This window comes from Streptomyces sp. ISL-10, from assembly GCF_018614575.1.
Lineage (GTDB): Bacteria > Actinomycetota > Actinomycetes > Streptomycetales > Streptomycetaceae > Streptomyces.
This window is the reverse complement of sequence record NZ_JAGGOJ010000003.1, coordinates 199,702-222,977: the sequence shown is the minus strand read 5'-3', so window position 1 is coordinate 222,977 and position 23,276 is coordinate 199,702. Positions and strand designations below refer to the sequence as shown.

Genomic DNA, 23,276 nt, shown 5'->3' with positions numbered 1-23,276 from the left:
TGGCCCGCATGGTTACGCAGCGGCCGTCTGCGTGATACACACATGCGGGTCACATTCCTGTCCGCCAGCAGGGAGTTGGTGCCTCATGACCGCTACACGACGTCAAGTCCTGGCCCAGGCCGGTGCGGTGGGTGCGGGGATCGCGTTCACCGGTGCGTTCTCCGAACTCTTCGCGGGCACGGCCGCCGCCCGCGGTCACGGCGGGTACGGCCCGCTGGTGCCCGATCCCGACGGCCTGCTCGATCTGCCGAAGGGCTTCCGCTACAAGGTCCTGTCCAGGGAAGGCGACCAACTGAGCCTCGGGCAGGGTCCGGTTCCGAGCAACCATGACGGCATGGCGGCCTTCGCCGGCCGCCGCGGCCGGGTCCACCTGGTCCGCAACCACGAGAACAGGCACAACGCCAGAATCGGCGTACCGGCCGTCGAGGGCCTGACCTACGACCCGATGGGCAAGGGCGGGTGCACGGCGCTGGAGCTGGACGGCCGCAACAACGTGCTGTCGCAGCAGGTCGCCATCGCCGGTACCGCGGTCAACTGCGCGGGTGGCCCCACCCCTTGGGGCACCTGGCTGACGTGCGAGGAGACCGAGGACAGGGCCGGCACCAACGGCTACACCAAGGACCACGGCTTCGTCTTCGAGGTCGACGGCGCCGATCCACACCGCACCGGGGCCGTGCCGCTCACCGCGATGGGCCGCTTCCAGCACGAGGCGATCGCCATCGACCCGTCGAGCGGAATCGTCTACGAGACGGAGGACGCCTTCGAGCGTCCGTTCGGCCTCTTCTACCGCTTCCTGCCCGACAAGCCGATGGGCGGGACCGGTTCCCTGCGCGCGGGCGGGGCGCTGCAGGCGATGCGGGTGCCGGGCGTGCCGGACCTGTCGGAGATCCAGGAGACCGGGGCACGCTTCGACCGGATCGAGTGGGTGCCCGTACCGGACAGCCAGGCGAAGCAGACGCCCATCAGGCTCCAGGACTTCGGCCCCAAGGGCATCACCCACGCCCAGAAGCTGGAGGGCTGCTACTGGGGCGGCGGCGCGGTCTACTTCGTGTCCAGCTTCGCGCGCAGTGCGGAGGGATCGGCTGGGGACCACTACGGGCAGGTGTGGAAGTACGAGCCCGGGCGGCGGCGCCTCACCCTGGTGATCGTCTTCGGCCCCGACTCGGACGTCCAGCTGCCGGGCGAGTCCCCCGACAACATCTGCCTCGCACCGAGCGGCGGCCTGATGGTGTGCGAGGACGGGAACGGCGCGCAGCACGTGTACGGGCTCACCAAGCGGGGTCGGGTGTACCCGATGGCTCGGAACGCGCAGAACATCGGTACCCCGGAGGAGCCCGAGTGGGGCGAGTTCGCGGGCGTCGCGTTCTCACCGGACGGCGGCACGATGTATGTGAACTGCTACACGCCGGGCACGACGTTCGCGATCACGGGCCCCTGGCACTGACCGGTCCGGCCTGAACGCGCCCGTGGGCGCGGCACCGCTCTGCGCGGTGCCGCGCCCACGGGCGTCTGACGTCCCGACGGCGCATGGTCACGGGCCGGGCCGGGCGGCGGGGCCCGGATTACTCGATGACGATCTCGACCGGCAGGTTGCCGCGGGTCGCCTTGGAGTACGGGCAGTACGCGTGCGTCTTCTCCAGCAGCTCGCGGCCGGGCTCGCCCTGGAGGTGGTCGGGGAGCTCCACGCGCATGATCACCGAGAGGGCGAAGCCGCCGTCGGTGTCCTTGCCGATGGACACCTCGGCGGTGACGGAGGCGTCCTTGACGTCGATCTTCTCCTGGCGGCCGATGGCGCCCATCGCACTGGCGAAGCAGGAGGCGTAGCCGGCGGCAAACAGCTGCTCCGGGTTGGTGCCCAGTCCGTTGCCGCCGAGGGCGGCCGGGAACGCGAGCGGCAGGTCTATCTGGCCGTCCGAGCTGACGGCACGGCCTTCGCGGCCGTTCGCGGTGGCGACAGCGGTGTAGAGCGCGTCCATGAGTACATCCCTTTTCGTCCGGTAGTTCCTGCGGTGGTCCGCCGGGGCGGATCGACCACCCAAATAAAGCACACAATTAAGTTGTGCACAACTTAATCGCGCACGGCTTGGTACTCTGAAGGCATGGACGCACCCACGGACAAGAAGACGCTGCAGGATGTGGCGGACGAGGACTTCCTGCGCCTCGACCACCAGATCTGCTTCTCGCTGCACGCGGCGTCGCGCGCGTTCAACGGCGTCTATCGCTCGGCGCTGAAGGACCTGGGCCTCACCTATCCCCAGTACCTGGTGATGCTGGTGCTGTGGGAGCACGGCGAACTGCCGGTCAAGCAGATCGGCGAGCATCTCCGCCTGGAGTCCGGCACGCTCTCCCCTCTGCTCAAGCGTCTGGAGGCGGCGGGGTACGTGGAGCGCAGGCGCAGCGCGGCGGACGAGCGCTCGGTGACGATCCGGCCCACCGCACAGGGCGAGGCCCTGCGGGGCCGGGCGCTGGGCGTGCCGCGCAGGATCGCGGAGGCCACGGGCCTGTCGCTGGACCGTATCCGTGCCCTGCGCGCCTCACTGGACGCGCTGACCGCGACGCTCGACACGGCGGGGAGCGGCGCGGGGGCCGGCGACTGCGTGGCGGGAGGTCCGGACGAGGGGTGAGGCCGGGCACAGGCCGCACAGAACGGCGGGGCCCTGGGCCATCAGGCACCCGGGCCCCGCCGCCCCCCGTCACACGGGCTCAGCCGAGCTGCTGGGCGAAGCCGCTGCCGTCGGCCTCGCCGACGCCGCCCTGCCGGCCCGCGCGGTTCTACTGACCCGAGCCGTCCTGCTGACCCAAGCCGTCCTGCTGACCCGAGCCGTCCTGCTGGCCCGAGCCGTCCTGCTGGCCCAAGCCGTCCTGCTGACCGGCATCCGCACCACCGACGCCGTCCTGCCCGCCGGAGCCCGCACCGTCACCGTCACCAGCGCCGCCGGGGTTGCCGTTACCGTCACCGGCGCCGTTGCCCGCGCCCGTACCGATCTCCGCGCCGACCGCGGCCAGCGCTGTGGTCACCGGCTGGAAGAACGTCTCGCCGCCCGATGTGCAGTCGCCGCTGCCGCCCGACGTCAGACCGATCGCGACGCCCTCGCGCGTGAACAGCGCTCCGCCGCTGTCGCCGGGCTCCGCGCAGACGTCGGTCTGGATCAGGCCGGTGACAGTGCCCTCGGGGTAGTTCACGGTCGCGTTCAGACCGGTGACCTGCCCGTCGTCGAGGCCGGTGGTGCTGCCCATACGGACCACCTGCTGGCCGACCGCCGCGTCGTCCGCGCCCACGATGTCCAGCGTTCCGGCGTCCCCGAGGTCGACGGTGCTCGGGGCCTGTGTCGCCGGGTCGTCGTAGGTGACCAGGGCGAAGTCGCCGTCGCCGGGGAAGGTCGCCGCCTGGACCGTGCCGATGGGCGCGCCGCCCTCGTCCTCGGACCACTTGTCGGCGGCCACACCGCAGTGGCCCGCGGTGAGGAAGCCGGGCGCGCCGTCCTGCGTGGTCACGTTGAAGCCGAGCGAACAGCGGGCGCCACCACCGAAGATGGCGTCGCCGCCTTCCAGGAAGGTCCTGAACTCGCCCGCGGACTTGGCGATACGGGCCGTGCCGGAGCCCAGCGACTTGACGGCCGACTCCAGTTTGTCCCAGCGTGCGCCCTGCACGGTGCGGTCCGCGGTGACGCGGATCTCATTGGTCCGCGGGTCGACGGCCCAGGCCGTGCCGGGAATGGTGGCCTTCGCGGCCAGGGTGTTCGCCGCCGACTTCAGCTCTCCCATGCTGTTCTCGACGTTTCTGGCAACGGCACCGGCCTCGTTGACCTGGTCGACCGCCTCGTTGTCGTCTCCGGCGACGTTGACGACGAGCCGCTGCCGGTCTGCGTCGTAGTACGCACCCGCGTACGCGTCGCCCAGTTCGGGGCCCAGCCGCGTCAGCAGATCCTGGGCGGAAGCGGCGCTCATGGTCCTGGGGGCCGCGTCGCTGCCGGAATCCGACTGTGACGCATTGGCCTGTGGCAGCAGGATTGCCGCCGCGGCGATGCCCACCGCCCCGGCTCCTGCAAGCACGGCCTTTCGCTTGGGTATTCGCCTGTGACTCAACTCGCTGCCTCCTGCGGGGGGTACGGAATCCGGTTGCCGACGGGAACCGGGGGGACGCGTCCGACCCTTGATACGCATCAGGCGTGCGTTGTGCTCACCGATGACCGTCGCGATGGCGAATTGCGCATCACCGACGGGGCGTCAGGAGACCTGAATCACCGGGGCAGTTCGGTGCCGCATCGGCTGCAGTACCGTGCGCCGGCGTCCTCGGCGGGACGGTCGCAGCCGGGACAGATCCGGTGGAGCAGACAGGCGGACTCGCCGCCCTCCGCGGCAGCGCGGGCGGTGGCGGAGGGAGCTGCGGACCTGATGGACAGGCCCGGTCGGCGGCGGTGGGCCGTGACGTAGACGAGCCCGTCGGGCCCGGCGGCGAGGGCGCGCTCGGTGCCGTGCGGCAGCCAGGCCACACAGCCGCGCTCCAGGCGCTGGGTCTCGCCGCCGACGGTGAGCTCGCCGCTGCCGGTGAGCACACACAGCAGGACGTCCAGGTCGGGCTCGACATGGCGATCGACGCGGTCGCGGGGCGCGACACGGATGACGTTCGCGTCCAGCTGGCGCGCGGCGGGATCCAGTCGCCACACGGCGCCGCCCCGGTCCTCCGGCACGGCGAGGACGTCCTCCATGGTGGTGAGCACACCGGCCGTGGGGGGCAGGGCCATCCCGTTCCTCCTGTACGCGAGGTCCGTGCAGCGGACCGTGAAACAGGGGGCATCATTGCACGGTGCAAGGGACGGGGCCGACCGCTGCGCCGCGAAAGGCAACCCTGATGCAGGAGCGTCCCTGACGATCCATCGGTGCGATGATCGTATATTTTCCGTCAGTGACCACTCGTGTACGAAGATTTGCGGTGATGGCCGCCCTGGGCGCCGTACTTGCCGGGTGCGGCACCGACCCCGGAGCCGATCGCGGCACCGATCCGGGTGCCGCCGCGCTCAAGCCGCCCTCCTCCCCCACCGCAACGGGCGGGGCCGCCGCATCGCCGCAGCCGGGCAAACCCCTGGAACAGCAAGTGCCGCAGCGGCCGAAGGCGCCGACCCTCGCTCCCGGCCCGCAGGGGCTGACTCCCGTCTTCCGGCGCGCAGCGGCCCCTTCCGCCACCGCGCCCAGGACCGTCGCGCTCACCTTCGACGCCGACATGACCGCCGACCAGGGTCCGCGCGCCGCACAAGGGGAGCGCTTCGACAACCCCGGCCTCATCGCCGCGCTGCGCGCGCTGAAGGTGCCCTCCACCGTCTTCATGACCGGCCGCTGGGCCGAGGAGTACCCGGCGCAGGCAAAGGCCATCGGCACGGACCCGCTCTTCGAGATCGCGAACCACTCCTACAGCCACTACGCCTTCACGTCCGGCTGCTACGGGCTGCCCGTCGTCGCCGCGAAGGACATGCGGGCGGACGTGGACCGCGCCTTCAGGTCGTTCGAGAAAGCCGGGGCGCGCAATGTCGTGCCGTACTTCCGCTTCCCCGGCGGCTGTTACGACGACGCCGCGCTGCGCGCCCTCGCACCCGCCGGGGTCACCGCGGTGCAGTGGGACGTCATCAGCGGAGACGCCTTCGCGACCGACGCGGACGCCGTCGCCGACGAGGTCCTCGCGGGCGTGCGACCGGGATCGCTGGTGGTCATGCACTGCACGCGCAGCGCGGCCCCGGTCACCGAGGAGGCGGTGCGCCGGATCGTCCCGGAGCTGCGCCGCCGCGGGTACCGCTTCGTGAAGGTCTCCGACCTGATGCGCGCCTCGTAGCGCGTCCGCCCGCCGCCGCTCAGCCGGAGCAGGCCGACCGCTCGGCCTCCCGCCATTCGCAGACGGGGCACAGCGGAGCGCCCTTGACGGACGCCGGGTACTCGGTCGGCTCGCGGCACAGCACGCACTCGGCGAACGCCTCGCCGGGGCCTGCGTCCGCGGCCGGTCCGGCACCGGTGCCGGAGTCGGTCGAGGTCTCGCAGTACGACTCGTGCTCGTTCATACGTACGACTGTAGTCCGCGGCCGGAGGCGACGCGGGTCCCTCTCCCAGGCCGACGCCTCTCCCCCGTCCGCGCCCCGCAGGGAGCACAGCAGGCAGGTGATCGCGGCCGCCGCGGCCGCGATCAGCGCGGCGGCCGCCAGGGCGGGCACCGGCAGGTGGATCGTCCCGGTCCGCGAGCCGGTGACCAGGCCGCTCACCGCGTGCTTCGCCGGTGATCCGGTAGTCACCAGGGCCAGCAGCGCCGCCGTCGCGGTGGCCGGCAGCGACCAGCCGCGCGCGTGCAGCAGGGGGCGGGTGCACAGCGCGCCCACCGCCGCGCCGACCAGGACGCTCACCGCGCACGCGAACAGCCCGGCGGCCACGGCCGGCAGCAGGGGGACCGCGACCTTGTGGTCGGCGGGCATCGCGTCGCTGATCAGGGCGACGACCCCGGTCGCCACGGCGCCGACCGCCCCGGCGCAGGCCACGGCGGCGAGCAGGGCCGACAGGTGCACCCGCGGCGGACCCGCGGCGGCGGCCGTGAGGGCGCGCGCGGCGGGCGGCTCCTGGGTGGCGCAGACGCGCACCAGCCAGGCGGTGACCGGCAGGAGCGCGGCGGCCGTCCAGCCGAAAGCGTCCAGCACCGGACTGCCGACCTGTATACCGACGGCCAGGGTGATGGCGTAGAGCAGCACGGGCGGCAGCCAGCGCTGGGAGCGCTGCAGGAGAGCGGCCTGATAGCCGACGAGAGCGGTCATGGTGTGCCGTGTCCCGTGATCGTGTGCGTGCGGGTGGCCGCTTCGCCGGACGCGTCGCTATCCGGCGCCCCCGAGGCACGGCCCGGCCCTGCGTCCGGCGGCGCGGGACATGCGGCAGCGTCCTCCGTCACGTGGCCGGGACCGCCCCGCGCCCCCGCGGCACGGCCGACCGGGTCTCCCGTGCCGGCGGCAGGTTCCGCAGCGGGCCCGCCTGGGGGCACTCCCGGGCGAAGCCCTGGGGGAGGGTCGAGCCGGCGGATGTGCCACGGCGGCCGGGAGATGAGCAGCGCCCGGAGCAGAGCGTCCGAGTGCGCGGCGGCGACGGAGAACACCGTGGCGCCGTTCTCGCCCGGGCGCTGTCGGGCGCGCCGGGCAGGTCCCCGGGCGGTGCCGCGCCCGGGGGTCCCACCGCCACGATCCGAGTGCGCGGCCCCGGCGGCCCGTCGGCGGACCGCGGTACGGCCCGCGCCGGCCGGCCCTCCCGTACGGCGTGCACGGCATCGACCGCCCCCGCCAGCCGGCGCGGATCGTGGTCGACGAACACGACCGCAGCCCCCGCCGCCACACGTTCGGCGACGGCCCGGTCGAGTTCCTCGCGCGCCGCCGCGTCCAGTCCGGTCCACGCCTCGTCGAGCACCAGCAGCTCCGGCCCGGCGAGGAACGCCTGGGCTACGACGACTTTCTGGCTGGTGCCCTTGGACAACTCCCCGAGCGGCGTACGGGCGTGGCCGGCGGCCCCGAAGCGCTCCAGCCACTCCGTGGCGGCAGCGGAAGCGGCACGCCGGGCGAGGCCGTGGATCCGTCAGAGGTGAACCAGGTAACCGTGTGCGGTGAACGGCAGCGCGGCCGGGAACCGTTCGGGCACGTACGCGGTGCGCGGCCTGCCCGTGACGCGGCCCTCGGTCGGTACGTCGATACCGGCGAGCAGCCTGAGCAGTGTCGACTTGCCGCTGCCGTTGGCACCTTCGACGCGGACCAGGGTGCGCGGCGCGACGTCGAGGTCGACGTCGCGCAGCACCCAGGGGCGCCGAGGCCGTAACGGCGGCCGACTCCTTGCAGCCTCAGCTCTGGGCCGCCTTCTGCGGAGTGGCCTCGCTGGGCCGGACGATCACGAAGCCCTCGCCCTCCAGCTTCAGTTGGACCGCCTCGCCGGAACCACCGCGGATCATCGACCCGATGGACTGCGAGCGGTGCAGCGAGGTGTTCAGATGGGCGCTCCAGCCGACGACCGCGTCCGTGTCGACGTACACCGGCTGCTGGTGGGAGACGGGGATCACGATCGGGTTGCCCTCGCAGATGACCGCGAGCTTCCCGTAGCCGGTGAAGACGCTGTTGAAGAGGCCGCCGCCGGTCATGCCTGCGCCCTTCACCGTCTTTATGTCGTACGACAGGGTCGCGTCGAAGCACAGCACGTTGCGGCCGTTGATGGTCAGCGCGTCGCCCTGCTCGATGTCCACGATGAAGCAGTTGGCCGCCTCGTGCGCGAACCACGCCTCGCCCTGGCCGCGCACCGCCATCAGCGCCAGGCCCTCGCCGGTGACGGCGCGCTTGAGCATGCCGCCGATCCCCTGGCCCTTGCGCTCGAACTGGAGATTGCCCCGGAAGGCGATCATCGAGCCCTGGCGCGCGTGCATCTCCCCGTTGACCGCGTACTTCACCGACTTGGCGTTCTGGAGGGTCATCCCCGGCACCGTCGCCTGCTGCGCCATGTTCTCGCTGCTGAACAGATCGCTCTTCATGGGAGGCATCGTCGCCCGGAGGCAGTCGTTCCGCCAACTGCCCCGAATGGCCCGGCGTGGCGGCTGGCACACTGATCGGGTGAGCAGTGAAGACCCCCGCGCCGAAGCCGCCCGGCCCACGGACAGTCCCTTCCGGCACGAGAACCGCCTGCGTGACGAGGCACCGCAGTTCGTCCTGCCGCTGGTCGTGCGGATCGAGAAGGCCGAACCGCCCGCCCGCACCGACGCGCTGGAGACCTCGGCCCGTGCCGTCCTGGAGATCCTCGATGACGAGCGGTCCACGGGCGAGGGCGAGTGGGCCCGGGCCATGCGGGACTGGCAGGACGCCCGGATCCGCAAGGTGGTGCGCCGGGCGCGCGGCGCGGAGTGGCGCCGGGCGTCCGCGCTGCCGGGCATCACCGTGACCGGCCGGCGGACCGAGGTCCGGGTCTTCCCGCCCGTACCGCTCGACGGATGGCCCAAGGAACTCGCCAAACTCCAGGTGTCCGGCACCGATCTCGACGACCCGGAGCCGCCCGCGGCCCCCGACCCGGAGGCACCGGTGCTCTGGCTGAACCCGGAGCTGGACATGTCGGCAGGCAAGGCGATGGCCCAGACGGGCCACGGCGCCCAACTCGCCTGGTGGGAGCTGTCGGAGGCGGAGCGGAAGGCATGGCGGACGGCCGGGTACCGCCTGTCGGTGCGCACCGCCGATCCGGCACACTGGCGCGCACTCACGGACAGCGGACTGCCGGTGGTCCGCGACGCGGGCTTCACGGAGATCGCCCCCGGGAAGACTCTTGTAGTCGAAGGGGGCAGCCGATTCTGCCCTCTCCCACGCAGACGACGGCCGTAGGCAGTTCACCCCGAGCCGCCGCGCGATCGCCGGCACCGTGGTGTCGTCGAGCCGCAAGGCTGACGGCCCTCCCCCACTCTCGGCTCCGCTCGAGCGGGGGATCCCCATCGCCGCCTGGCTGGTGAGCTTGGCACGCGGCGGGGCGAAGTCGTGCGCCTCGGTCCAGGTCCCTCGACGACACGAGGGTCGGGGCAGCGCCGGATCCGCTCGCGCCACCGCACCCGCACCCGCACCCGCACCCGCGTGCCGAAGCACGGGGCGTCGTGCAGGAACCGGACGTGCAGGCCGTGGCCGACCGCGACTACCCCGCAGTCCGGACAGCCGGTCAGATCGGCGTCGGACCTCGGCGTCGGACCTCGGCGTCGGACTCGGCGTGCAACACCACCAGACCCTGTGCACGGCCGACGTCGGGATCGCGGGTGGCGTCGAGTACGTGCATGCCCTCCAGGCCGAACAACTCACCGGTCCGAGCACACCAAGACGCGCCAGGACCACACGTACAGTGACGCGTGCGAAGCCTTCTCCTGATTCGGTTGCTCGGTCGCCGCTGATCTTGGAAGGTCTCGTTCCGTCTCGGCCTCGCGCCGCTCCGTGGACCCGGACACCGCGAGGCGGCTCATCCAGGGCTCATCTACGAGAGCCAAAAAAATCGCACGGCTATGTCGAGAAACCGTGACCGGTTCCGTCCCCGAGATGAGCGCGACCACAATGGGTCGCACCAGCACCGAGGAGAAACACGATGGCCAAGTACTTGCTGCTCAAGCACTACCGCGGCGCTCCAGCAGCGGTCAATGACGTGCCGATGGACCAGTGGACGCCGGAGGAGATCTCGGCGCACGTGCAGTACATGAACGACTTCGCGGCCCGGCTGGAGAAGACCGGCGAGTTCGTCGACAGTCAGGCGCTCGCCCCCGAGGGCACGTTTGTCCGGTACGACGGTGCGGGGCACCCGCCGGTCACCGACGGCCCGTTCGCCGAGACCAAGGACCTCATCGCCGGCTGGATGGTGATCGACGTCGACAGCTACGAGCGCGCCGTCGAGCTGGCCGGGGAGCTGTCGGCCGCCCCCGGGGCGGGCGGGAAGCCGATCCACGAGTGGCTCGAGCTGCGCCCGTTCCTCGGCGCGCATGCCAGTTGCATCACGGAGTGACCACTCAGATGAACGAGGCCCTGCTCCGGAGCCTCACACCTGGCGTTCTCGCCATCCTCGTCCGCCGCGGAGCCGACTTCGCGGCGGCCGAGGACGCCGTGCAGGAGGCGCTCGTCGAAGCGGTCCGCGTCTGGCCGGCCGACCCGCCGCGCGATGCGAAGGGCTGGCTGGTCACCGTCGCCTGGCGCAAGTTCCTCGACCAGGCCCGGTCGGACGCCGCCCGCCGCCGGCGTGAGGACCGCCTCGACGAGGAGCCGGCGCCCGGCCCCGCGCCCGCGGTGGACGACACGCTCCAGCTCTACTTCCTGTGCGCCCACCCGTCGCTGACGCCGTCGTCCGCGGTCGCGCTCACGCTGCGCGCCGTCGGCGGGCTCACCACCCGCCAGATCGCCCAGGCCTACCTGGTGCCCGAGGCGACCATGGCGCAGCGCATCAGCCGTGCCAAGCGCACCGTCTCCGGCGTGCGGTTCGACCAGCCCGGCGACGTCGCCACCGTGCTGCGCGTCCTCTACCTGGTCTTCAACGAGGGCTACTCCGGCGACGTCGACCTCGCCGCCGAGGCCATCCGGCTCACCCGGCAGCTCGCGGCCCAGGTCGACCATCCCGAGGTGGCGGGGCTGCTCGCCCTCATGCTGCTCCACCACGCCCGGCGCGCCACCCGGACCGCGCCCGACGGCAGCCTGGTGCCGCTCGCCGAGCAGGACCGCGGCCGCTGGGACACCGAGGCGATCGCCGAGGGCGTCGAGATCCTGCAGGCGGCCCTCGCCCGCGACCAGCTGGGCGAGTTCCAGGCCCAGGCCGCCATCGCGGCACTCCACGCTGACGCGCCCACCGCCGAGGAGACTGACTGGGTGCAGATCGTCGAGTGGTACGACGAGCTCGTGCGCCTGACCGACAGCCCGGTCGTCCGGCTCAACCGCGCGGTGGCCGTCGGCGAGGCCGACGGACCGCGCGCCGGCCTCGCGGCGCTCGCGGCGCTGGACGACTCCTCAAGCTCTTCGAGCAGGGGATACTCCTTGCCCCGCCACGCCGCGGTGGCGGCGTACCTCCACGAGCGCGACGGCGACCCGGCGACGGCGGCACGGCTGTACGCCGAGGCGGCCCGAAAGGCGCCCAACCTCGCCGAGCGCGATTACCTGACGCGCCAGGCCGCCCGGCTCAACGCCCGCCGGAGTCGCCTGACGGGCCGCGCTCGGATCTTCCCGCAGCACTTGGCGCCGTCCCGTGGCCAGAGCGGTCGCCTCACAGTGAGCAGGCAGATCGAGACCACTGCACGACGCGTTGCCGACGGGGAAGCTCAGCGACGACAGGCGCGCTGGAAGCGTGGTGTCTCAATAGACCCGCCCGGTGAACGTGACCCGCCTGCGACGGTTCGGCTGCCCGAAGAGCGGCTCACCCAGGCTGAGCTACGAAGAGCCCGGAAGCAGGCAGGAAGAGAAGCAGGTGAGAAGCACAGTCCGAGGTCGGGTCCCGATCGAGACCGCTCCGGGGTCGTGCACGGGGGTCGCCGATCATCCGTCGCTTCGCGGCTGAACATCGCGGGCCCCGGATGCGTACTCTCCGGTACCGCCACGTAAGTTGACCGGCTAGGTTCTACCGGCGGGACGGCCGGCTGGACTGACCCGCCAGTCAGTTGGGGGACGGTTTCGGCTGCCGTTTCACGCATCGGCTCTGGAGGCACATTGTTGCGGCGCATCAACGGGACAGCACTCATCATCGCGGCTCTCGTCGTCACGGTCGGCGCGCTGGCGTTTCCCGTCTGGTCCTACGCCGACCGCTCCGGTACGGGACAGGCCAACCTCAACGCCTCGACCGTCGCGACCCAGTGGGGTCCCCTCTCGGCCACCGACCGCGATCTGCTGGTGAAGGTGCGGCTGGCCGGGCTGTGGGAGCTCCCCGCGGGCCAGCAGGCCATCGAACGCGCGCCGAGCAAGGCGATCAAGGACGCGGGCGACCACCTTGTCGTCGGCCACACCGACCTGGACCGGCGCTCGCGGGACGTGGCGGCGAAGCTGGGCGTCGAGCTGCCGAACCAGCCCACCGAGCAGCAGCAGGGGTGGCTGCGCGAGCTGTCAGCGGCGAGCGGACAGGAGTACGAGCGCAAATTCGCCAACCTGCTGCGCAATGCGCACGGCAAGGTCTTCGCCGTGATCGCCGAGGTCCGGCACACCACCCGGAACGCGCTGATACGGCAGCTCGCGAGCGACGCGAACGTGACCGTGCTCGACCACATCACGATGCTGGAGGCGACCGGGATGGTCGACTTCGACGCGATCGCGAACGAGGCGGCGGGCGGGGCGACGGCCAGTCCCTCCGGCCCTCCGCCGCCGGACGGGAACCTGCCGCCGGCACCGCAGCCGGCGGAGCCGACCGGTGAACAGTCCTTCACCTCCCAGCCCTCGCCCGGTGCTCCGGGCACGGTGAACACGGACCGTCCCGAGGTGCCACCCGCCGGGTGACCGCCGGGTGACCGGCCCCCGCCGGGGATCTCGTCCCCGGCGGGACCCCTGCGGGACCCCGGCAGGAACCCCTGGCCCGGGAACCTCAAATGAAGCTCTGAACGTCCCCTTCTGCGGATTCACCCGTGCCCGGCGGGGCCATGACCTCTGCACATCACATGCCGGACACAGGCCTGTCGGGCAGAGGAGGGGGACGTCATGGAACTCGGCATCGGAATCGGCTGGCGGCCGGAGATCGCGGAGACGGTGGAGCGCCTGCCCGGCGTCGACTGGGTCGAGGTCGTCGCGGAGAACCTCTGCCCGGGGCACCTGCCGGCGTCGCTGACCCGGCTGCTGGAGCGGGGCACCCGGATCGTCCCGCACGGCGTCTCCCTCGGCCTCGGCGGCGCGGACCGCCCGTCGCCGCGCCGCCTCGCGGATCTCGCGGAGCGGGCCGAGGCGCTGGACGCGCCGCTGGTGACCGAGCACATCGCGTTCGTACGGGCCGGGGGCGCGCTCACCGCGTCCCCCGTGCTGGAAGCGGGCCATCTGCTGCCGGTACCGCGCACCTGGGACGCGCTGGCGGTGCTGTGCGAGAACGTACGCATCGCCCAGGACGCGCTGCCGGTGCCGCTGGCGCTGGAGAACATCGCGGCACTGATCTCGTGGCCGGACGAGGAGCTCACGGAGGGCCAGTTCCTCGCGGAGCTGGTGGAGCGGACGGGCGTACGGCTCCTGATCGACGTGGCGAACCTGCACACGAACCATGTGAACCGCGGTGAGGACCCGTCGGCGGCGCTGGACGCGCTCCCGGTGGAGGCGATCGCGTACGTGCATGTGGCGGGCGGCGTCGAGCGCGACGGCCTCTGGCACGACACCCACGCCCACCCGGTGACCCGGCCGGTCCTGGACGTGCTCGCGGACCTCCGCACGAGGGTGCGCCCGCCGGGGGTGCTGCTGGAACGGGACGACGACTTCCCGGCGCAGGACGTCCTGGCGTCGGAACTGTCGAGCATTCGCGAAACACTCCGGGTCGCGGCGGAACGGCCCACGCCCGCTCGCGTCACCACGCGGGAGGGCGCCACGCCCCACCTCGGCCCTGCTTCCGAGCCCGTCCCGCCCGAGGACGACGCGACCCTGCGGGCCGAGCCCGCGGCCGCGCAAAAGGGCGCCGCGCCCGCGCGGGCCGCCGAGCCGTCCGGCACCGCACGCCCGATCACGGCAGCAGTCACCACCGTCCCAATGGCCTCCGCCGCGCGGACACCGGCCGCGGCCGGGGCCGAACGCACCGACGCCGCACCCGCCGACGGCCGCACCGACCACCCGGCCGCCACGCCCGAGCGGGCCAGGCCGGCCTGTGTCACCGCCGCCCGGGAGCGGCTGGGGCTGGGGCAGGCCGCGCTGGTGTCCGCTCTTGTCGCGGGGACACCCGCGCCCGAGGGTTTCGACGCGCGGCGGCTGCGGGTGCAGAGCAGAGCGCTCATGGCAAAGCGGGCCGACATCGTCGCGAAAGTGGCCCCCGAGCTGCCCGGCATCCTCGGCCGCGCCTACCGTCCCGCGTTTCTCTCGTACGCCAAGGACCGCCCCCTGCAGGCCGGTTACCGAGGCGACGCGCTCGACTTCGCCGGGCATCTGCTCGCCACCGGCCGCCCCGAGGACGCCGCCGCCCGCCGCCGGCTCACGCTCTGGTGGCAGGAGCGCGCCGCGCCCCGGCCCCCGCGGCGGGCCGCACGGATCGCGCACGCCGCACGCGCCGCCCTCGCCGGCATCGGAAGGTGAACCTCATGTTCTTCGCCGCACTCGCCCTCTACCTCGCCGTCGGCCTCTCTTCCACGCTGCTGATCCTGAAGGTCTCCGCCGCGCTGCGCAGCGCCTCGCACGGCGAGCCGCGCGTCCACGACGCATACGAGGCCGCCTTCCTCGCCGGCGGTCCGGCCCGCGTCGCCGATGCCGCGCTCGCCGCGCTGCACACGGAAGGCCGCATCGTCATCGGCGGCCCCGGTGTGGTCACCGCCCTGCGTCAGGTCGCGCACGACCCAGTCGAGCGCGAGGTGTTGCAGGCGCTGGCCGCCGCCCCCGGCTGCGCGCTCCACGTCCTGCGGCGCGGGGTCATGCGCAGCCCCGCCGTGCAGGAGATCGGCCACGCCCTGGCGGCCCGCGGCCTGATGACGCCGCCACGGCAGCACAGCGGCCTCGCGGCCTGGGGCCTGACGCAGGGCATCCTGTGCGTCATCGGCCTGCCGGTCTCGTTCTTCGTGACGGTCGTGCAGTTCATGGGCACCGGCCACCAGCCGATCGGACTGCCGTTCGTCGTGACAGCGCTGCCCGCCCTGATCCCCGGCGTGGTGATCGGCTTCAACGGGGCCGGCCGCGCGAGCCGTCGCGTCACCCCCGACGGCCGCCGGGCCCTGCACCACTACAGGGCGGCGTACGCCCACGCCGCCCCGGGAGTCGTCGCGACCGTCGCTCTGCGCGGGGCACGCGCACTGCAGGACCGGGATCTGTGGACCCAGTTGACCGCGGCTGCGCGGCACGGCGCGCGATCCCGCTCCACGGTCTCGCACGCGCCGTACGCGTACAGCGTTTACGACGCGTCGGCCTCGGAGCCCCTCTGGTGCGCGGGCTCGGGCCCGGGCTCGGGCTGCGGGTCCGGCGGCGGGGCGGGCTGCGGCGGGTCCGGCGGCGGTTCGAGCTGCGGCGGCTCGTCCGGATCCAGCTGCGGCGGCTCCTCCGGCTCCAGCTGCGGAAGTTCCTCCGGCTCCAGCTGCGGCTCGTCCAGCAGCTCGTGACACACCACCCCGGCATACGTCCACATGGCGAACAAGCTGTGGCGCTACGCGCACTCCTCGCGTAGAACTCGCCCATGCTCTGGCTCATCCTCGTCCTCCTGGCGTGGGCCGTCGCGGCGGTCAGCTGCCTGCGGCTGTGCCTGGCTGCCGCCGACGCTCCCCGTCACCTGGACGAGGGGGCCGAGGAGACCCACGACGACATGCGCGCGCCGTACGAGCTCACGCTCCCCGAGGCCGCGTTCCTGGCCGGCGGCCCCCAGCGCGTCACCGAGCTGACGCTCGTGTCGATGCACCGCGGGCGCCGGCTGCTGCTGGCGCACACGGGGTGGGCGACGGTCGTGGACCCGGACGGCGAGAACGACCTGGAGCGCGCGGTCATCGGCGCGATCGGCCCCTCGGGCCAGGCCCCCACCGCGGCGGTGCGGGCCGCCGTGTCCGCCGCCGCATCCGTCGGGTCCCTCGCCGACCGACTGGTCCGCGCGGGCCTCGCTGTCCCCGACGCCGCCAGGAATCCGGTCGTCTCCGCGCTCCGCGCCGTCCGCGGGTCCACCGTGCTCACCGTGGTCCTGGCGGTCGGGGCACTGCTGACGCTCCCTCAGGGCCAGCGGCCGGGCGCCGTCATGGCCTGGTTCGCGCTGCCGCTCGTCCTGACGCTGGGCTGCCTGGCCATAGCCCGTTTCGAGGTGCACGCCTACACCGGCTGGGCCTCGCCGCTGGGCAACCGGCTGCTCGACTCGCTCATCGAGCAGGCAACTGCCGCCACCGGCGCGGGTGAACGAGCTCGGCTCACCCAGGTCGCCGTCCACGGAGTCCACGCACTCGACGATCCGCAGCTGCGGGCCGCGTTCGGATGCGGCCGGGCGGCCGACCGGATCCGCTGACCCCTGGCGGTCGGCGCCGACACGCGACACGCACATGAGGTGCTTTACAACATCAATCGCCCCACCAAGGATCCTTTTCGTCCCGTGGCCCTCGGGCCGCCGCACGTGCACGAAGGGAACGCGATGAGAGCAGTTGCGAAGTTCGGGGCCGTGGCGGGCCTCGTTTCCTTGGTCCTCACGACACTCACCGTCCCTCCGGCCGGCGCCGTCCACCCGGCCGACGGCTTCGCGGGCGCGACCGCCGAGGCCCACGGCACCGCGGTGGCCGCCGCACGCGCGGCGTCCACCGGCATCGCCTTCGGCGCCTGCCCCGAAGAGGAGGGCCTGCCGAAGCCGGTGACCTGCGGCACGGTCCGGGTCCCGCTGGACTACGCGAAACCGTCGGGTCGTCAGATCGCCCTGACCGTCAGCCGCGTGCGGGCGAGCGGCCCGTCGGCCGAGCGTCAGGGTGCGCTCGTGTACAACCCGGGCGGCCCGGGCGCCTCCGGCATGTACTTCCCCATGGCGGCCGAGCTGCCCGAATGGAAGAGGATCGCGCGGGCCTACGACATCGTCGGCTACGCGCCCAGGGGCGTGGGCCGCTCGGCACCGCTGTCCTGCCAGGACCCGGCGGATTTCATCAAAGCGCCCACCCCGGCCCCGACGCACCCGTCCCCCTCGTACAAGCAGGAGCGGATCGCGCAGGCGAAGGCGTACGCGCGGGGGTGCGCCCGCAAGGCCGGTGCGGCACTGACTCACTACACGTCACTCAACAACGCCCGTGACCTCGATGTGCTGCGCGCGGCGCTCGGCGAGAAGAAGCTGACGTTCATGGGCGCGTCGTACGGCACGTACTTCGGCGCGCTGTACACCACACTGTTCCCCGGCCATGTGCGCCGCATGGTGTTCGATTCGGCGGTCAACCCCGACCCGAGCCGGATCTGGTACCGCAACAACCTCGCCCAGTCGGTGGCGTTCGAGACGCGCTGGGCCGACTTCCGTGTCTGGGTGGCCAAGCACGACGCCACGTACAAACTGGGCGCCACCCCGAAGGAAGTGGCCCGCAGTTACGAGCAGGTGCGCGCCGAGCTGGCGCTGAAGCCGGCCGGCGGGAAGGTCGGCCCGGGGCAGCTGCACGCGGCGATGCTGAGCGTGGGCTACCACGACGACTACTGGCCGCTGCGGGCGCACGCGCTGTCGGCGTACCTGAAGGACGATCCGAAGCCGCTGATCGCGCAGGCCGCCCCCCGGCCGGACACGGCGAAGGAGACGGAGAACTCCAACGCCGTGTACACGGCGGTGGAGTGCAACGACGCCCCGTGGCCCGATGACTGGAAGATCTGGGATCACGACAACACCCAGATCGCGCGGGTCGCGCCGTTCGAGACGTGGGACAACGCGTGGATGAATCTGCCGTGCGCGTTCTGGACGGCGCCCCGGCAGCAACCGGTGGACGTGCGTACGCAGCCGGGCGAGCTGCCCACGACGCTGATCCTGGCGGCGGAAAGGGACGCGGCGACGCCGATCGAGGGTGCGCACGAGCTGCAGCGGCGGCTGGACGGCTCGGTGCTGATCACGGAGGAGGACGCGGGCACGCACGGCATCGGCGGTGGCGGCAACGCGTGCGTCAACGCGTACCTGGAGGACTACCTGCTGCGCGGTAAGACGCCGGTGCGGCGCGCATCATGCGCGCCGCACCCGGAGCCGGACCCGGTGTCGCTGGACCGACGCGCGGAGCAGCGCAAGCTGCCGCACGCCGTCTGATCTTCCAGGTCAGTGCTTGACCAAGTCCGTGGCCGACCAGGGCGGGGGCCGCTGACGGTCCCGCCGGTGGCCGGTCTCCACGGGCCTGGCCGAGACGACCGGGCCCGACGGGCCCGGTCGTGGACGGCTGGGTTTCCGCGCGGGACGCGGTGAAACCTCGCCGTCAAAACGGTGCGGACTACGCGAGACCCGCCACCAGATCCGCCACGCTCTTGCGGCGGCCCGTGTAGAACGGGACCTCCTCGCGCACGTGCATACGCGCCTCGGACGCGCGCAGGTGGCGCATCAGGTCGACGATCCGGTACAGCTCGTCCGCCTCAAAGGCCAGCATCCACTCGTAGTCGCCGAGCGAGAACGACGCGACCGTGTTGGCGCGCACGTCCGGGTAGCCGCGGGCCATCTTGCCGTGGTCGGCGAGCATGCGGCGGCGGTCCTCGTCGGGCAGCAGGTACCAGTCGTAGGAGCGCACGAAGGGGTAGACGCTGACGTAGTTGCGCGGCGTCTCGTCGGCCAGGAAGGCCGGGATGTGCGACTTGTTGAACTCGGCGGGTCGGTGCAGCGCCATGTTCGACCAGACCGGCTCGAGTGCGCGGCCGAGACGGGTGCGGCGGAAGCGGTTGTACGCGTCCTGGAGCTCGTCCGAGGTCTCCGCGTGCCACCAGATCATCACGTCGGCGTCGGCGCGCAGGCCGGAGACGTCGTACGTGCCGCGCACGGTGACGTCCTTGGCGGCGAGCTGGTCGATCAGCTCCTGGACCTCTTCGGCGTAGCCGGAGCGGTCCTCGGGCAGTGCATCGCGCAGCTTGAAGACGGACCACAGCGTGTACCGGATGACCTCGTTGAGGTCCTTGGCCTTCTTGCCTGCGTTCGGGATCTTTTCGGGCGCACTCATACGGCTATTGTCCCGCGTCCCGATCAGTGCCCTGCGCCAGGGTCGGCGTGGCGAGGATCTCGTCCGCCGCACGCCGGCCGCTGCCGATGCAGGCGGGGATGCCGACACCGTCGTACACCGCTCCGCAGACCCTCAGTCCGGGCAGCTTCGCCACCTCCTCGCGGATGCGGGCGACCCGGGCGAGGTGCCCGACGGGGTACTGGGGCAGGCCGCCGGTCCAGCGGGTGACCTCCGACGCCACGGGAGCGGCCGTGAGGCCGATCGCCTCGGCGAGGTCGGTGAGGGACACGTCGACGAGTTCGGGGTCCTCGCGTTCCAGCGCCTGCTCCTCGCCGTAGCGGCCGACGGAGGTGCGCAGGACGAACAGCTCACCCGCCCCCTCGGCCACCCAGCTCCACTTGTTGGCGGAGAAGGTGGACGCCTTGATCGCCCGGCCGTCCACGGGTGGGACGAGGAAGCCGCTGCCCGGCGGCGGCGAGCCGAGGTCGGCGCGCCGGAAGGCGAGGGTGATCAGGGCCATGGAGGCGTACTCGACGCGGCCGAGTTCGGCGGCCGCGGCCGGGGACTCGGCGGCGAGCAGCACGGACGCGGACCAGGCGGGGGTGGCGAGGACGACGGCGTCGGCGGTCAGCGGCTCGCGGTCGGTGCGGATGTGCCAGCCGGAGCCGGTGCGGGTCAGCCCGAGGACCGCGGTCGAGGTGCGGATGTCGCCGCCGAGGGCCCGTACGGACGCTGCGACCGCGGCGGGCAGCGTGCCCATGCCGCCGGCGAGGCCCATGAAGACGGGGCCGGCACCCTGCTGCGCCGCGCCCTTGGCCTGGACCTCGCGTACGCCGTCGAGCAGTGTGTCGTGGTGCCGCAGGGCCTCGAAAAGCCCGGGGACCGCGGCGCGCATCGAGATCCGGTATGCGTCGCCCGCGTACACCCCGCCGAGCAGCGGCTCGACGAGCCGGTCGACGACTTCGCGGCCGATGCGCTCGGCGACGTACGCGCCGACGGCCACGTCGTCGCCGACGGCGACGGGCGGCAGGTCGCGCTCACGCCCGATGCGCTCGATCCCCTCGGGCGAGATCAGCCCGGCGAGCGCGTCCCGGGTGCCGGGCACACCCATGACATGGCCCTTGGGCATGGGGCGCAGGGCGCCTCGGGTCCATACCGCGGAGGTGGCGACGGCGGGCGGCTGGAGCCGGTCGCCGAGGCCGACCGCGCGGGCCAGGTCGGTGCCCTCGGTCCGGCGCGCGAGCATCGACTCGGCGCCCAGGTCCACCGGGACGCCCGCGACCTCGCCCCCCTGGAGCTTGCCGCCGATGCGGTCGGTCGCCTCGACGAGGGTGACGCGCACACCGGCCGTGGCGAGCCGGTGGGCGGCAGCCAGACCGGCGATGCCGCCACCGATGACGACGACATGACGCGCAGCTGTGTCCACGTTCATGAGGCAACTCTCTCAAACGCCGCGCCAACCCCCGTACCGAGTCCCGACCGTGACCGGTTCGGGATCGGAATCGGGCAACCCGCGGCGGATGCGGGGCGTCGAATCGGCAACCGCTCACCACATTTTCCGCCCGGGGGTCTCATGGGTGCACGACTGGCCGCACGACTGGCTGCACGACGGACATGCGCGGTACTGCTGCTGGCCGCCTCGCTCGGCCTCGTCGGCTGCGGCGCGAACGACTCGTCGTCCGGCGACGCCGCGCGGGCCGACTCCAAGCCCGCCCTTCGCGAGGGCGACAAGGCGGCCGGATCCGGCTATGCGGCCGACAAGCCGGAAGGCGAACCGGCCGGCGGCGCGGCACGCGAGGACGCCGCCGGACCGTCCGCGCCGCCGACGGAGCACATCATCCGGACCGCCGAGCTGGGCGTGGAGGTGAAGGATGCCGCCAAGGCGCTCGCGAACGCGCGCGCGGTGGTCGAGAAGGCCGGCGGACGGGTCGAGAACGAGACCACGGAACGTCTCGACGACACCCATGTGACCTCGCATGTCGTCCTGCGCGTGCCGCAGGACGAGTACGGGGCGGTCCTCGCCGAACTCGCCGGCGCCGGAAAGCTGCTCTCCCGCAAGGCCGACGCCAAGGACGTCACCGACCAGGTGGTGGACGTGGAGAGCCGGATCGCGACGCAGCGGGCGAGTGTGGCGCGGGTACGGGAGCTGATGGAGCGGGCGACGCGGCTGTCCGACGTGGTCGCTCTGGAGGGGCAGCTGAGCACGCGTCAGGCGGAGCTGGAGTCACTGCTGGCGCGGCAGGCGTCGCTGAAGGACCGCACGACGCTGGCGACGATCACGCTGACGCTGAACGAAGCGGAGACGGAGGACGCGCGGGAGGACGACGACCCCGGTTTCCTGGACGCGCTGGGCGGCGGCTGGGACGCGCTGGTGGCGACGCTGCGGTGGATCACGGTGGCGATCGGCGCGGTCGCTCCCTTCGCCGCGATGCTGGGCCTGCTGTACGCGGGGTGGCGGTGGCTGGTGCGTCCTCTGCTGCGGCCGCGGCCCGGGCCGGCTCCGGCCGCGGAGGTGACATCTCCTCCCGCGGCGGAGGACTGAACGGGCCCTCGGCCGTAGCGTGTTCCCATGACAACGGAGCGACTGGTGGTCGTGGGCGGCGATGCGGCGGGCATGTCCGCCGCATCGCAGGCACGCAGGACGAAGGGCCCGGACCAGTTGGAGATCGTGGCGTTCGAGCGCGGGCACTTCAGCTCGTTCTCGGCGTGCGGGATCCCGTACTGGGTGAGCGGCGACGTGTCCGAACGGGACGAACTGATCGCACGTTCGCCCGAGGAGCACCGCGCCCGCGCGATCGATCTGCGCATGCGCACCGAGGTGACGGAGATCGACGTGGCGGGCGGCCGGGTGCGCGCCCGCGACCTGGAAACGGGCACCGAGGCGTGGACGGGCTACGACAAGCTGGTGATCGCGACCGGCGCCCGCCCGGTGCGGCCGGCGCTGCCCGGGATCGACGCGGCCGGGGTGCACGGTGTGCAGACCCTCGACGACGGCCAGGCGCTGCTGGACACCCTCACGCACACGGAAGGCCGGCGCGCGGTGGTCGTGGGGGCCGGGTACATCGGCGTGGAGATGGCGGAGGCACTGCTCAAGCGCGGCTACGAGGTGACCGTGGTGACGCGTGGCCGGCAGCCGATGGCCACGCTGGATCCCGACATGGGCGCCTTGGTCCACCGGGCGATGGACGGGCTGGGCATCACGACGGTGACGGGGTCCGCCGTCACCAAGATCCTGGCCGGTGACGACGGGCGGGTGCGCGCGGTGGCCACCGACGACGCCGAATACCCGGCGGACGTGGCGGTCCTCGGCATAGGAGTCGAGCCGGAGACGGCGCTCGCCGGTGCCGCCGGCCTGCCGCTCGGCCGCTACGGCGGCCTGCTCACGGACCTGTCGATGCGGGTCCGCGGCCAGGAGAACATTTGGGCGGGCGGCGACTGCGTCGAGGTGCTGGACCTGGTCTCGGGCCGCGAACGCCATGTCCCGCTCGGCACGCACGCAAATAAGCACGGCCAGGTCATCGGCGCGAACGCGGGCGGCGGCTACGGGACGTTCCCGGGCGTGGTGGGCACCGCGGTGAGCAAGGTCTGCGATCTGGAGATCGCCCGAACGGGCCTGCGGGAGAAGGACGCGCGGGAGGTGGGTCTGCAGTACGTGACGACGATGATCGAGTCGACGAGCCGCGCCGGGTACTACCCCGGCGCGGCCCCGATGACGGTCAAGATGATCGCGGAGCGCCGTACGGGCCGGCTGCTGGGAGTCCAGATCGTGGGGCGCGAGGGCGCCGGGAAGCGGGTGGACGTCGCGGCGGTCGCCCTGACGGCGCGGATGACCGTGGAGCAGATGACGGCGCTGGACCTCGGTTACGCGCCGCCGTTCTCCCCGGTGTGGGACCCGGTCCTGGTGGCGGCCCGCAAGGCGTCGGCGGCGGTGCGGAGGGGAGGATAGACCATCAGGGACGGGGGTGTTCCTGCGTGCGACCGGACGGCCGAGTCGACCCAGAGTCACGAATTGCGACCGCTCAAT

19 protein-coding genes and 2 pseudogenes are annotated in these 23,276 nt (G+C 72.7%); 13 read left to right on the top strand and 8 right to left on the bottom strand.

Going from position 1 to position 23,276, the window contains the following annotated elements; translation table 11 throughout:
• Positions 1 to 85 precede the first annotated feature (85 nt).
• The gene (locus J7E88_RS01910) at positions 86 to 1,444 is read left to right on the top strand and encodes an alkaline phosphatase PhoX (RefSeq protein WP_215176511.1); all 1,359 of its coding nucleotides are present in this window, start codon (positions 86 to 88) and stop codon (positions 1,442 to 1,444) included.
• A 118-nt stretch (positions 1,445 to 1,562) separates the two neighbouring features.
• Here the strand turns inward: J7E88_RS01910 and J7E88_RS01905 are convergent, their stop codons facing one another.
• Positions 1,563 to 1,976 carry an organic hydroperoxide resistance protein gene (locus J7E88_RS01905; RefSeq protein ID WP_215176509.1) on the bottom strand — a complete coding sequence of 138 codons (414 nt, stop codon included), beginning with the start codon at positions 1,974 to 1,976 and terminating at the stop codon, positions 1,563 to 1,565.
• Between the two features lie 123 nt (positions 1,977 to 2,099).
• Between J7E88_RS01905 and J7E88_RS01900 the strand changes: the two genes are divergently transcribed.
• On the top strand, positions 2,100 to 2,624 hold the full coding sequence (locus J7E88_RS01900; RefSeq protein WP_215176507.1) for a MarR family winged helix-turn-helix transcriptional regulator: 525 nt from the start codon (positions 2,100 to 2,102) through the stop codon (positions 2,622 to 2,624).
• 148 nt (positions 2,625 to 2,772) lie between these two features.
• On the opposite strand, the gene J7E88_RS01895 is transcribed toward J7E88_RS01900, so the two are convergent.
• Together J7E88_RS01895 and J7E88_RS01890 are read right to left on the bottom strand one after the other, a co-directional pair.
• The gene (locus J7E88_RS01895; protein WP_215176505.1) at positions 2,773 to 4,086 is read right to left on the bottom strand and encodes a S1 family peptidase; all 1,314 of its coding nucleotides are present in this window, start codon (positions 4,084 to 4,086) and stop codon (positions 2,773 to 2,775) included.
• Between the two features lie 155 nt (positions 4,087 to 4,241).
• Entirely contained in the window at positions 4,242 to 4,745 is a 504-nt protein-coding gene (locus J7E88_RS01890) for an AraC family ligand binding domain-containing protein (protein WP_215176503.1), read from the bottom strand.
• Positions 4,746 to 4,936: 191 nt separating this feature from the next.
• On the opposite strand from J7E88_RS01890, the gene J7E88_RS01885 reads away from it, so the two are divergent.
• The gene (locus J7E88_RS01885) at positions 4,937 to 5,824 is read left to right on the top strand and encodes a polysaccharide deacetylase family protein (protein ID WP_215177377.1); all 888 of its coding nucleotides are present in this window, start codon (positions 4,937 to 4,939) and stop codon (positions 5,822 to 5,824) included.
• Between the two features lie 19 nt (positions 5,825 to 5,843).
• Here J7E88_RS01885 and J7E88_RS01880 read toward each other — a convergent pair whose 3' ends face one another.
• The 3 genes and pseudogenes from J7E88_RS01880 to J7E88_RS01865 form a co-directional block, all read right to left on the bottom strand.
• Complete coding sequence (locus J7E88_RS01880) at positions 5,844 to 6,047, bottom strand: hypothetical protein (RefSeq protein WP_215177370.1); 204 nt, start codon at positions 6,045 to 6,047, stop codon at positions 5,844 to 5,846.
• Positions 6,048 to 6,912: 865 nt separating this feature from the next.
• Positions 6,913 to 7,803 (bottom strand): annotated as a pseudogene (locus tag J7E88_RS01870) (ATP-binding cassette domain-containing protein).
• Between the two features lie 43 nt (positions 7,804 to 7,846).
• Positions 7,847 to 8,524 (bottom strand): AIM24 family protein, encoded by a 678-nt coding sequence (locus J7E88_RS01865; protein WP_215176501.1) that lies wholly within the window; start codon positions 8,522 to 8,524, stop codon positions 7,847 to 7,849.
• 79 nt (positions 8,525 to 8,603) lie between these two features.
• Here J7E88_RS01865 and J7E88_RS01860 point away from each other — a divergent pair, with 79 nt between their 5' ends.
• From J7E88_RS01860 to J7E88_RS01825, 8 genes and pseudogenes are all read left to right on the top strand, one after another.
• Positions 8,604 to 9,359, top strand: a complete 756-nt coding sequence (locus J7E88_RS01860; protein WP_215176499.1) for a peptidyl-tRNA hydrolase — start codon at positions 8,604 to 8,606, stop codon at positions 9,357 to 9,359.
• Positions 9,360 to 10,098: 739 nt separating this feature from the next.
• The gene (locus J7E88_RS01855; RefSeq protein ID WP_215176497.1) at positions 10,099 to 10,509 is read left to right on the top strand and encodes a YciI family protein; all 411 of its coding nucleotides are present in this window, start codon (positions 10,099 to 10,101) and stop codon (positions 10,507 to 10,509) included.
• A gap of 8 nt (positions 10,510 to 10,517) precedes the next feature.
• A pseudogene (locus J7E88_RS01850) lies at positions 10,518 to 11,687 on the top strand (RNA polymerase sigma factor); the annotation flags it as partial.
• A 507-nt stretch (positions 11,688 to 12,194) separates the two neighbouring features.
• A complete protein-coding gene (locus J7E88_RS01845; RefSeq protein WP_215176495.1) occupies positions 12,195 to 12,968 on the top strand; it encodes a DUF4142 domain-containing protein in 774 nt (257 codons plus the stop codon).
• 198 nt (positions 12,969 to 13,166) lie between these two features.
• Complete coding sequence (locus J7E88_RS01840; RefSeq protein WP_215176493.1) at positions 13,167 to 14,726, top strand: DUF692 domain-containing protein; 1,560 nt, start codon at positions 13,167 to 13,169, stop codon at positions 14,724 to 14,726.
• Between the two features lie 5 nt (positions 14,727 to 14,731).
• The gene (locus tag J7E88_RS01835; protein ID WP_215176490.1) at positions 14,732 to 15,736 is read left to right on the top strand and encodes a TIGR04222 domain-containing membrane protein; all 1,005 of its coding nucleotides are present in this window, start codon (positions 14,732 to 14,734) and stop codon (positions 15,734 to 15,736) included.
• A 74-nt stretch (positions 15,737 to 15,810) separates the two neighbouring features.
• Complete coding sequence (locus J7E88_RS01830) at positions 15,811 to 16,617, top strand: TIGR04222 domain-containing membrane protein (RefSeq protein WP_215176488.1); 807 nt, start codon at positions 15,811 to 15,813, stop codon at positions 16,615 to 16,617.
• Positions 16,618 to 16,740: 123 nt separating this feature from the next.
• Positions 16,741 to 18,360 (top strand): alpha/beta hydrolase, encoded by a 1,620-nt coding sequence (locus J7E88_RS01825; protein ID WP_215176486.1) that lies wholly within the window; start codon positions 16,741 to 16,743, stop codon positions 18,358 to 18,360.
• A gap of 178 nt (positions 18,361 to 18,538) precedes the next feature.
• Here the strand turns inward: J7E88_RS01825 and hemQ are convergent, their stop codons facing one another.
• Both hemQ and hemG read right to left on the bottom strand, forming a co-directional pair.
• Positions 18,539 to 19,252, bottom strand: coding sequence for a hydrogen peroxide-dependent heme synthase (hemQ, locus tag J7E88_RS01820; protein WP_215176484.1), 714 nt, complete (start codon positions 19,250 to 19,252; stop codon positions 18,539 to 18,541).
• Positions 19,253 to 19,256: 4 nt separating this feature from the next.
• Positions 19,257 to 20,684 carry a protoporphyrinogen oxidase gene (gene hemG / locus J7E88_RS01815; RefSeq protein ID WP_215176482.1) on the bottom strand — a complete coding sequence of 476 codons (1,428 nt, stop codon included), beginning with the start codon at positions 20,682 to 20,684 and terminating at the stop codon, positions 19,257 to 19,259.
• Between the two features lie 141 nt (positions 20,685 to 20,825).
• On the opposite strand from hemG, the gene J7E88_RS01810 reads away from it, so the two are divergent.
• Complete coding sequence (locus J7E88_RS01810) at positions 20,826 to 21,794, top strand: DUF4349 domain-containing protein (RefSeq protein WP_215176474.1); 969 nt, start codon at positions 20,826 to 20,828, stop codon at positions 21,792 to 21,794.
• A 27-nt stretch (positions 21,795 to 21,821) separates the two neighbouring features.
• Positions 21,822 to 23,198: an FAD-dependent oxidoreductase gene (locus tag J7E88_RS01805; RefSeq protein WP_215176472.1), complete on the top strand. Its 1,377-nt coding sequence runs from the start codon at positions 21,822 to 21,824 to the stop codon at positions 23,196 to 23,198.
• Positions 23,199 to 23,276: the final 78 nt, after the last annotated feature.

Excerpts from the sequence above, each read along its gene's own strand:
- J7E88_RS01910 (WP_215176511.1), top strand. The coding sequence starts at position 86 with ATGACCGCTACACGACGTCAAGTCCTGGCCCAGGCCGGTGCGGTGGGT.
- J7E88_RS01905 (WP_215176509.1), bottom strand. The coding sequence starts at position 1,976 with ATGGACGCGCTCTACACCGCTGTCGCCACCGCGAACGGCCGCGAAGGC.
- J7E88_RS01900 (WP_215176507.1), top strand. The coding sequence starts at position 2,100 with ATGGACGCACCCACGGACAAGAAGACGCTGCAGGATGTGGCGGACGAG.
- J7E88_RS01890 (WP_215176503.1), bottom strand. The coding sequence starts at position 4,745 with ATGGCCCTGCCCCCCACGGCCGGTGTGCTCACCACCATGGAGGACGTC.
- J7E88_RS01885 (WP_215177377.1), top strand. The coding sequence starts at position 4,937 with ATGGCCGCCCTGGGCGCCGTACTTGCCGGGTGCGGCACCGACCCCGGA.
- J7E88_RS01880 (WP_215177370.1), bottom strand. The coding sequence starts at position 6,047 with ATGAACGAGCACGAGTCGTACTGCGAGACCTCGACCGACTCCGGCACC.
- J7E88_RS01865 (WP_215176501.1), bottom strand. The coding sequence starts at position 8,524 with ATGAAGAGCGATCTGTTCAGCAGCGAGAACATGGCGCAGCAGGCGACG.
- J7E88_RS01855 (WP_215176497.1), top strand. The coding sequence starts at position 10,099 with ATGGCCAAGTACTTGCTGCTCAAGCACTACCGCGGCGCTCCAGCAGCG.
- J7E88_RS01840 (WP_215176493.1), top strand. The coding sequence starts at position 13,167 with ATGGAACTCGGCATCGGAATCGGCTGGCGGCCGGAGATCGCGGAGACG.
- J7E88_RS01835 (WP_215176490.1), top strand. The coding sequence starts at position 14,732 with ATGTTCTTCGCCGCACTCGCCCTCTACCTCGCCGTCGGCCTCTCTTCC.
- J7E88_RS01830 (WP_215176488.1), top strand. The coding sequence starts at position 15,811 with ATGCTCTGGCTCATCCTCGTCCTCCTGGCGTGGGCCGTCGCGGCGGTC.
- J7E88_RS01825 (WP_215176486.1), top strand. The coding sequence starts at position 16,741 with ATGAGAGCAGTTGCGAAGTTCGGGGCCGTGGCGGGCCTCGTTTCCTTG.
- hemQ (WP_215176484.1), bottom strand. The coding sequence starts at position 19,252 with ATGAGTGCGCCCGAAAAGATCCCGAACGCAGGCAAGAAGGCCAAGGAC.
- hemG (WP_215176482.1), bottom strand. The coding sequence starts at position 20,684 with ATGAACGTGGACACAGCTGCGCGTCATGTCGTCGTCATCGGTGGCGGC.
- J7E88_RS01810 (WP_215176474.1), top strand. The coding sequence starts at position 20,826 with ATGGGTGCACGACTGGCCGCACGACTGGCTGCACGACGGACATGCGCG.
- J7E88_RS01805 (WP_215176472.1), top strand. The coding sequence starts at position 21,822 with ATGACAACGGAGCGACTGGTGGTCGTGGGCGGCGATGCGGCGGGCATG.